This is a genomic window from Pseudomonas sp. EGD-AK9 (assembly GCF_000465935.2).
Classification (GTDB): Bacteria; Pseudomonadota; Gammaproteobacteria; order Pseudomonadales; family Pseudomonadaceae; genus Aquipseudomonas.
In genome coordinates this window covers 22232-28231 of the sequence record NZ_AVOF01000118.1, presented here as the reverse complement: position 1 = coordinate 28231, position 6000 = coordinate 22232, and the positions used below count along the sequence as shown (strand labels likewise).

At 66.5% G+C, this 6000-nt stretch carries 7 protein-coding genes and 1 pseudogene; 4 read left to right on the top strand and 4 right to left on the bottom strand.

Annotated elements, in window-relative coordinates; all coding sequences use genetic code 11:
- From N878_RS06615 to N878_RS06605, 3 genes and pseudogenes are all read left to right on the top strand, one after another.
- Positions 1-261: pseudogene (locus tag N878_RS06615) on the top strand (glucose 1-dehydrogenase); the annotation flags it as partial.
- Between the two features lie 30 nt (positions 262-291).
- A complete protein-coding gene (locus N878_RS06610; RefSeq protein ID WP_021442877.1) occupies positions 292-885 on the top strand; it encodes a 2-hydroxychromene-2-carboxylate isomerase in 594 nt (197 codons plus the stop codon).
- A gap of 50 nt (positions 886-935) precedes the next feature.
- Positions 936-1151, top strand: coding sequence for a DUF3820 family protein (locus tag N878_RS06605; protein ID WP_021442876.1), 216 nt, complete (start codon positions 936-938; stop codon positions 1149-1151).
- 75 nt (positions 1152-1226) lie between these two features.
- Here the strand turns inward: N878_RS06605 and N878_RS06600 are convergent, their stop codons facing one another.
- From N878_RS06600 to N878_RS06590, 3 genes are all read right to left on the bottom strand, one after another.
- On the bottom strand, positions 1227-1475 hold the full coding sequence (locus tag N878_RS06600) for a hypothetical protein (protein ID WP_021442875.1): 249 nt from the start codon (positions 1473-1475) through the stop codon (positions 1227-1229).
- A gap of 192 nt (positions 1476-1667) precedes the next feature.
- Complete coding sequence (locus N878_RS06595) at positions 1668-2555, bottom strand: SDR family oxidoreductase (RefSeq protein ID WP_021442874.1); 888 nt, start codon at positions 2553-2555, stop codon at positions 1668-1670.
- A complete protein-coding gene (locus N878_RS06590) occupies positions 2552-4105 on the bottom strand; it encodes an NAD(P)/FAD-dependent oxidoreductase (RefSeq protein WP_021442873.1) in 1554 nt (517 codons plus the stop codon). Before N878_RS06590 ends, N878_RS06595 begins: the two co-directional genes overlap by 4 nt.
- Positions 4106-4220: 115 nt before the next feature.
- Between N878_RS06590 and N878_RS06585 the strand changes: the two genes are divergently transcribed.
- Positions 4221-4928 carry a TetR family transcriptional regulator gene (locus N878_RS06585; protein WP_021442872.1) on the top strand — a complete coding sequence of 236 codons (708 nt, stop codon included), beginning with the start codon at positions 4221-4223 and terminating at the stop codon, positions 4926-4928.
- A gap of 130 nt (positions 4929-5058) precedes the next feature.
- On the opposite strand, the gene N878_RS06580 is transcribed toward N878_RS06585, so the two are convergent.
- On the bottom strand, positions 5059-5895 hold the full coding sequence (locus N878_RS06580; RefSeq protein ID WP_021442871.1) for a metal-dependent hydrolase: 837 nt from the start codon (positions 5893-5895) through the stop codon (positions 5059-5061).
- Positions 5896-6000: the final 105 nt, after the last annotated feature.

Here is a 6000-nt window from a genome sequence, read left to right as displayed (position 1 = left end):
AAGCACGGCATCCGCGCCCTGGCGCAGAGCATGGCGCGCGAGCTGGGGCCGCTGAACGTGCATGTCGCCCATGTGGTGGTGGACGGCGCGATCGACACCGCCTTTATCCGCGACAGCTTCCCCGAGCTCTATGCCAAGAAGGACCAGGACGGCATCCTCGATCCCGAGCATATCGCCGACAGCTACTGGTACCTGCACAGCCAGCCGCGCGACGCCTGGACCTTCGAGCTGGACCTGCGGCCCTGGATCGAGCGCTGGTAATTGCCCCATAACCACAAGCGAGTGACCGCCATGAGCAAGAGCGTGGAATTCTTCTTCGACCTGGGCAGCCCGGCCTCCTACCTGGCCCATACCCAACTGCCCGCCATCTGCCGCGACAGCGGCGCCGCGCTGGTCTACCGGCCGATGCTGCTGGGCGGCGTGTTCCAGGCCACCGGCAACGCCTCGCCGGCGCTGATCCCGGCCAAGGGCCGCTACATGCTGCGCGACCTGGCGCGCTTCGCCGAGCGCTACGGCGTGGCGATGCGCTTCAACCCGCATTTCCCGCTCAATACCCTGAGCCTGATGCGCCTGGTCGTCGCCATCCAGCTGTATCAGCCCGAGCGCTTGGCGGCGGGCCTGCAGGCGCTGTTCCAGGCCATCTGGGTGGATGGCCTGAATCTCGGCGATCCGGCGAAGGTGGCCGAAGTACTGACCGCGGCCGGCTTCGACGCCGAGGCGCTGCAGGCGCAGATCGCCGAACAAGAGGTGAAGGACGCGCTCAAGGCGACCACCGAGGAGGCGGTCAAGCGCGGCGTGTTCGGCGCGCCGACCTGCTTCGTCGGCGGCGAGATGTTCTTCGGCCAGGATCGCCTGGATTTCGTGCGCGAGGCGCTCGCGCGCTGAGGCTCTGGCACAATGGCCGGCGTTACCGCCGATCATTGTGCGAGACCCCGATGAACCCCGAAGCGCTGAAACTCCTGGTGACCCGCCGCATGCCCTACGGCAAGTACAAGGATCGGCTGATCGCCGACCTGCCCGGGCACTACCTCAACTGGTTCGCCCGCGCCGGTTTTCCCAAGGGCGAACTGGGCCAGCTGCTGGCGCTGATGCAGGAGATCGACCACAACGGCCTCAAGCCGCTGCTCGATCCGCTGCGGCGGGATGCATAGCCCGGATGCCACCGGGGAAAGCCTTGCGCTCTGCCGCGGATTTCATCCGGGCTACGGGCTGCGGTGCACCCAGGGTCAATGCCAGCTGCGGCCGTGGTCGAGCTTCTGGTCCACCAGCCATTTGCCGTGGGCGATGGAGGCGCGCTGCGCCTTATTCAGGTCGTCCATGAAGGCATAGTCCACCGGCAAGGTCTGGCGCTTGCTGGTGTGGCCGTCGGGGTCGGTGATCTGGCAGCCGCCGGCCCAGGGCGTGGGCAGGCCTGGGTGTTCCATCACCGTGGCGCGAATGATGTGGTCGCGGTGGGTGCAGGTCATGGTGCTCATGGGCTTATCCTCATGGCGAGGCGCCGCCCCGGGCGTCGACGCTGGCCCGAGGGTTCCAGCCGGGGGCCGGAATCGGCGCCGCGTGGATGAGTGTTGCGTCGGTTTCCCCACCATAGCCCAGATGGCGCAGCGCCGGGCGTTACCCGACAAAACGCACGGGGCCGGCATGGGCCGGCCCCGCGGTGGCGCTTTTTACTCGGTCGCCTCGCGCACCTTGGCTACCCCCTTGGGCTTGGGGGCGAAGCGCGCGGCCAGGCGCATCGAGACGGTCACCAGGCGCTGGTACAGCGCCGGCATGCTGCGCTGCATCCAGTCCAGCACATGAGCGTCGGCGCCGATCAGGATGCGCCGTTTGTTGGCCAGCACGCCGCCCACTATGACCTTGGCCGCCTGCTCCGGCGTGGTGCGCAGCAACTGATCGTTGAACTGCTGGCGCGCCTGCTCGGCGGCTTGCCCTGTGACCTTGGCCAGGCTGTCGTTCATCCGCGCGGTCTTGGCGATATTGGTGCGAATGCCGCCGGGGTGCACGCAGCTGGCGGACACGCCGCAAGCGTCCATGTCCAGCTCCTGGCGCAGGGATTCGGTGAAGCCGCGCACGGCGAACTTGCTGGCGTTGTAGGCGCTCATGCCGGGCTGGGAGAACAGGCCGAAGACGCTGGAGACGTTGACCACATGGCCGGCGCCGCTCGCCTTGAGATGGGGCAGGAAGGCCTTGGTGCCGTTGACCACGCCCCAGAAGTTGATGTTCATGATCCACTCGTAGTCGGCGTAATCGTTGCCTTCCACGGTGCCGCCCTGCGCCACGCCGGCGTTGTTGAAGATGGCATTGACCCGGCCGAACTCGGCCACTACCTGCTCGGCCCAGGCCTGCATGGCGGCGCGGTCGGCAACGTCGACCCGCTGCTGGCTGACGGTGACGCCAAGTTTGCGCGCCTGCTCCGCGGTTTCCGTGAGGCCCTCGAGATTGACGTCGGACAGCGCCAGGTGGCAGCCCTGGCGGGCAAGGTGGTAGGCGAGGGCGCGGCCGATGCCGGAGCCGGCGCCGGTGATGGCGGCTACTTTGTTTTCGAAGGATTTCATGCGGTGGCCTCCTGCACGTCGAGGATGAGGGCGTTGCTCTGCGCCGGGTGTACGGCGTCCTTGCGGCTGAAGTGGTAGGCCGCCGAGTCGAAGTGGCGCGTCAGCATGCGAAAGCGCCAGGTGAAACCGGGCCATACCGTGCAGTTGCGCCCGCTGACCGGGTGCAGGTACCAGCTCATGCAGCCGCCGGCGTTCCACACCGTGCCGCCGAGGGTGCCCTGGATCCTCCGGTTGAAGGCGTCCTGCGCCTCGCGCTTGGGTTCCAGGCTCTGCAGGCGGCCGTCCTCGACCTGCCTGAGGGCGCCGAGCACGTAGGCGATCTGCGACTCGATCATATAGACCATGGAGTTGTGGCCCAGCCCGGTGTTCGGCCCCATGAGGAAGAACAGGTTGGGGAAACCGGCGGTCATGGTGCCCTTGTAGGCTTCCGGGCCCATCGGCCAGGTGTCGAGCAGGTCGACGCCGCCGCGGCCGAACACCGTGCCGCGCGGCAGCGGGTCGCTGGGGGTGAAGCCGGTGCCGAAGATGATGGCGTCGACCTCGCGCTCCTGGCCATGGGCGGTGCGCACGCCGTGCGGCAGGATTTCGGCGATGCCGTCGGTGATCACCGCGACGTTCGGCTGCACCAGCGCCGGGTAGTAGTCGTTGGAGATCAGCACGCGCTTGCAGCCCATGGTGTAGTCCGGGGTGACCTTGGCGCGCAGCACCGGGTCCTTGATCTGCCTGTTGATGTACAGCTTGGCGATGCCCTGGGCCAGGCGCAGCAGGCGCGGGGCGAAGGCGAAGGCGATCACCCGGCTTTCGAGGATGCCGTACAGGGCGCCGCGCCAGAGCTTCTGCGCCAGCGGGAAACGCCGGAAGCGGGCGCGCTCGCCGTCGCGAATGGCGCGGTCGGGCTTGGGCATGATCCAGGGCGCGGTGCGCTGATAGAGGTCGAGGCGCTCGACCTGCTTCTGGATCTGCGGCACGAACTGGATGGCCGAGGCGCCGGTGCCGATCACTGCCACGCGTTTGCCGGTGAGGTCGTAGTCGTGGTTCCACTGCTGCGAGTGAAAGACTTCGCCGGTGAAGTGCTCCAGGCCCTTGAGCTTGGGAATCGACGGCGTCGACAGCGCGCCCATGCCGGAGACCACGAACTGCGCGCTGTAACGGTTGCCGGCGCGGTCCTGCAGGTGCCACAGCTCGGCCTGTTCGTCCCAGCGGATCTGCACCACCTCGGTGCCGAGCAGGGTCTTGTCCTGCAGGCGGTACTTCTCCCAGCAGCCTTCCAGGTATTGCTTGATCTCCGGCTGCTTGGCGAACATCCGCGTCCAGTTCGGATTGGGCTCGAAGGAGAAGGAGTACAGGTGCGATTGCACGTCGCAGCCGCAGCCCGGGTAGTTGTTGACCCGCCAGGTGCCGCCGACGCCCGCCTCTTTCTCGAACAGGAGGAAATCCTGCTCGCCCTGTTGCTTGAGGCGGATCGCCATGCCGAGGCCGGAGAAGCCGCTGCCGAGGATGGCGATCTTGCACTGGCGGGCAGCGGTAGGGGGTGACACGGGCGCATTCATGGGCGAACTCCTGCTTGTCGTTCTTGTTGAGGTCTACAGCTGTATACCTGGGTAGACAGATGTATACTCGCGGCGCGCCAGCGGACCAACAAGCCAACTTTCGGTAGGGGTGAGGATGCACAGCGACGAAACGCAGCTACGCGACAAGGCCGGCGAAGCGCCCGGCAAGCGCCTGCTGATGGAGGCGGCGTTACGTCTCACCTCAACCAGCCGCAGCCTCAGCAGCCTGGGCCTGCGCGAGCTGGCGCGCGAGGCCGGGCTCAACCCCAATACCTTCTACCGGCATTTTCGTGACGTCGACGATCTCGGCCTGAGCGTGATCGGCGAGATCACCCAGCTGCTGCGCCAGCCATTGCGCGACCTGCGCCGCGAGGCCGCGCAGCGCGCGGTCAAGGACGAGGGGCCGGTGCTGCCCAAGCTGCTGGGTATCGACCTCGGCCGCGGTCGGCGCGTCTGTCACGAGACGGTGCAGCTGTTCTTCGACTTCGTCGCCGAGCACCCCGAGGCCTTCATCATCGGCGTGCGCGAACTGCACGGCGCCTCGCCAGTGCTGCGCGAGGCACTGCGCCAAGTGATGGACGATTTCGCCGACGATATGGCCGAGGACATCCTCGAGTTCAAGCTGCTGCCGGGCATCGTCAGCGCGGCAGCGGTGCGCCAGGTGTCCGGGCTGATCAGCCGCAGCCTGTTCGAGCAGTCGCTGGACTATATCGGCCAGCCGCAGCGGCGTGCGGCGATCCGCGCGCTGGCCGAGGAGCAGATCGTCATGCTGTTCACCGGCGCCAGCGTGCTGCAGAGCCTGGGGCAGCTGCGTCTGGGCTGAGGGTCGTCCGAGGCGCTTGGCCAGGAGCGGATTTTATCCGCGAATTTGGCGGCTCAAGCCGCTCCCACAGTGCCTGTTCCGGGGCGCACAGGCGAATGAAAAAGGGCGGCCAGGGCCGCCCGAAGGGACATCAGTTGGCGAAGCCGAGGCGCTGGCGCCAGCGGCTTTCCAGTTGCGCGGTGTCGTGATCCTTGGGGTGGAAGCCGGGGCGGTAGTAGTCCAGGTAGGGGCCGATCAGCTTGGTGAAGAAGCCGTTGCGCGGGCCGAACAGCGTCTTCAGGCCGAAACCCCAGCTGCGCCAATTGAACAGCTGGCCGTCCTTGCGCAGCAGGTGCACCTGGAACCAGCCGATCACGCCGAGGAAGATCAGGGTGGTCAGCATCATCACCAGGGTGCGGGTGAAATAGCCGCCGTAGACCTTCTGGTACACGTCGTAGCAGACCGCCTTGTGCTCGTTCTCCTCGATGGCGTGCCACATCCACAGCTGGTACAGCTTGGGGTCGTTCATCTGGGTGGTGAGGTCTTCGCGCTTGAGCAGCTGCTCGGCCATGGTCGCGGTGAAGTGCTCCAGGGCGCAGGTGGCGGCCAGACGCTGCTTCTTGGTGCTGACCTTGGTGACCCACTCCAGCAGCACCTTGATGCGCAGCTCCAGGCGCTCCAGGTCGATATCGTGCTCATTGGCGTAGTCGTTGTAGGCAGCGTGCTCCTTGGAGTGCATGGCCTCCTGGCCGATGAAGGCGCTGATGTCCTTCTTCAGCTGCGGTTCGCTGACCTGGTCGCGCACCGCCCGCACGCTGTCGACGAAGAACTTCTCGCCGTAGGGGAACAGCGACGACAGGTTGTTCATGAACTGGCTCATGAAGGGATCGTCGTAGAACCAGTACTTGGGCGTCTCGGAGAAGCTGAAGTCCATGCGGCGAACCGGGAAGCTGGATTTCGGCTGGGGCAGGGTGGCGCTGGCGCTCATCGTTCGAGTCCTCTTCTGGGGAGCCGGTGCTCCCGGTTGTTGTGCGGCTCTGGGCGACACGAGCAATCGTGTCATTGAACGATGTAACTATCGGGCGCAGGCGCG